The organism is Streptomyces sp. ADMS (assembly GCF_033441795.1).
In the GTDB taxonomy this organism is placed as follows: Bacteria; Actinomycetota; Actinomycetes; order Streptomycetales; family Streptomycetaceae; genus Streptomyces.
On record NZ_JAVFVX010000275.1, the window covers coordinates 1 to 2,326 of the forward strand.

Genomic DNA, 2,326 nt, shown 5'->3' on the forward strand with positions numbered 1-2,326 from the left:
CGCGGAGGTCGTGGGGGATGTGGAGGACGTACTCCCAGGGTTCGTTCGCGGCGGGGGCGGTCTCTTCGGTTTCGGGCATGCGTGAACTCCGTTTCTGGGGAGGAGAGTTGATCGGCCGCTGAGGGTGCGGGCGGTGGCATGCCGCAGCCGTCATGGCAGGACGGGGCGGTGCGCTTCCGGGGTCCCGGTGATTCCGCAGCGTGTGCGTCGCGTCACTGACGGTATGGCATGAATTTATTCCGCTGCAACCTGTTGGCGTAGCCTGACACCCGAACGTGGTGCGCCTTCATGGATGTTGAGAACGGGAGAACTGTGCCGCCGAGGAGCCATCCCACCGCGCGACAAGTGCGCCTGGGGACAGAACTGCGCAGGCTGCGCGAAGCCGCGGGACTGAAAGCCCGCGAAGTGGCGGCGTTCCTCAACTCGACTTCGACCCAGATGAGCCAGATCGAGGCAGGTATCGGGGGCGTCAGCGGGGAACGCATCCGTCGACTGGCAGCCCACTACGGCTGCATGAACCAGGAATTGATCGAATCACTGGCGTCGATGGCCGGCGACCGCACACGAGGCTGGTGGGAGGACTACCGGGGAGTCCTGCCCCCGGTAAACCTGGACCTGGCCGAGACGGAGCACCATGCGACGTACCTGCGTGAAATTGTCGTCAGCTACGCACCCGGACTTCTCCAGACCCCGGACTACGCCCGAGCCGTCTTCGGATACATGCGCCCGGAGTTGCCCGACAGCGAACTCACGCCCCGAGTGGAACTCCGCATGAGGCGACGCGCTGTCATCGAGGGTGACAACCCCACCCCGTACGAGGTGATCGTCCACGAGTTCGCGCTGCGCATTCGCGTAGCCGACCGCCGCGTCTGCTCCGCCCAACTCCGGCAGATCCTGGACCATGTCGAGCAGGGGCAGGTGACCGTGCGCGTCATCCCCATCGACCAGGACGGCTTTGGCGGCGCAGGCGCCTCGATGATGTACATGGGCGGTCCGGTACCCCAACTCGACACCGGACTCCGGGAAGGCGCCACCGGCACAGCGTTCATCGACGCGGAACCCCAACTGGAGACGCTTCGCACACTCTTCCGTAAAGTTGAGGCGGCGACGCTGGACCCCACGGCGTCCCGGGACTTCATCCACCGCCTGTCGAAGGAACTGTGAGGCGCACCCCATGACTCAGGCCCTGAACTGGCAGAAGTCCACCTTCTCCGGCGGCGCCGAGGGCAACGCCTGCGTGGAGATAGCGGACCTGCGCACTGGCGTCGCCGTACGCGACTCCAAAGACCCGGCCCACGGCTCACTCATCTTCCCGCCCCGAGCCTTCAGCGCGTTCGTCGAGACACTCAAGGCCGACACTTCACACACGACCGTCTGAGCTCACGTCGTCCCCAGGAACGGCATCCTCGGACCATGAATTCCCACGGCTGCGGTGTTGCCTCACCCTCTCCTCGGCTTGCGGGGCTTGGTCCAATTGGCGTGCGGTCGGTTTCGCTCCTGGGCCAGCATCGCCGCGTCGGACTCCGCTTTGACTGTCACTGCTCGTGGTACGGGTTCGAGCACGGCCTCGGTCAATGGCCATGGGACGGCCGAGGCCCAGCCGATGAGGGGCATGGTCTCGTTGTAGTGAGGGGCGAACTGCGCGCCAATGAGGGCCGGCATCTGATGGTTCAGGCCTCGCACGTGCTGGACGAATGCCTCGGGGAGCAGGACGTGGTGCGTCTCCACGTAGTGCGGGAAGTCCAGGCGCCAGAGCCAGGTGCCGTCGGTGACCGGCGATGAGCAGCCCGGGGAGCGGCGGTGTGCAACCCCGGTGAGGACATCGTGGCCCGCTTCCATGACGTCGATGAGCACGTGGCCGGCATCCAGGTAGGCCACCAACTCCGCCTCGTCCGGCTCCCCGACGGGCTGGACAGCGTCGTGGATGGATCCGTTCGGTCGACCGGGGCGGTTGTCGAGTTCGTCATAGAAGCCCAGCAGTCCCAGCACCACATCTCCTTCGCCGAAAGGGCCGGCCCGCTCTACCGGCAGCGGTGAGCGCCGCCGCCGTCGATCACCTGTGCACGAAGGCGGCAGAGCCTGCGGTAGCCGCAGGTCACAGCGTAGGCCTGTCCGTCGGCAGGTTCTGTCCCAGTGCCTGACGAGCCGAACCACGGGCCGGTTCGCACGGGTCGGCAACAAGCAGTTCTTCCAGCGCATGGCCGTACGTCCGGAAGGCTACTTTTCCGCTCTCCGGCACGTCCGCTCCAGGGCGGAGAATGCCCGGCAGATGTAGCTATTCAGCGGGGTTGAGCGGTTCGGTCAGGCTGTTGCTGTGTCGGGTGTG

General features: G+C 66.0%; 3 protein-coding genes. 2 read left to right on the forward strand and 1 reads right to left on the reverse strand.

Going from position 1 to position 2,326, the window contains the following annotated elements:
* Positions 1-312: 312 nt before the first annotated feature.
* Together RB628_RS40285 and RB628_RS40290 are read left to right on the forward strand one after the other, a co-directional pair.
* On the forward strand, positions 313-1,164 hold the full coding sequence (locus RB628_RS40285; RefSeq protein WP_318325611.1) for a helix-turn-helix transcriptional regulator: 852 nt from the start codon (positions 313-315) through the stop codon (positions 1,162-1,164).
* Positions 1,165-1,174: 10 nt separating this feature from the next.
* Positions 1,175-1,378: a DUF397 domain-containing protein gene (locus tag RB628_RS40290; RefSeq protein ID WP_318325609.1), complete on the forward strand. Its 204-nt coding sequence runs from the start codon at positions 1,175-1,177 to the stop codon at positions 1,376-1,378.
* 62 nt (positions 1,379-1,440) lie between these two features.
* Here RB628_RS40290 and RB628_RS40295 read toward each other — a convergent pair whose 3' ends face one another.
* Positions 1,441-1,989: a hypothetical protein gene (locus tag RB628_RS40295; protein ID WP_318325610.1), complete on the reverse strand. Its 549-nt coding sequence runs from the start codon at positions 1,987-1,989 to the stop codon at positions 1,441-1,443.
* Positions 1,990-2,326 lie beyond the last annotated feature (337 nt).

Bases quoted from the DNA above. Each gene is read 5' to 3' on its own strand.
- RB628_RS40290 (WP_318325609.1), top strand. From the start codon at position 1,175: ATGACTCAGGCCCTGAACTGGCAGAAGTCCACCTTCTCCGGCGGCGCC.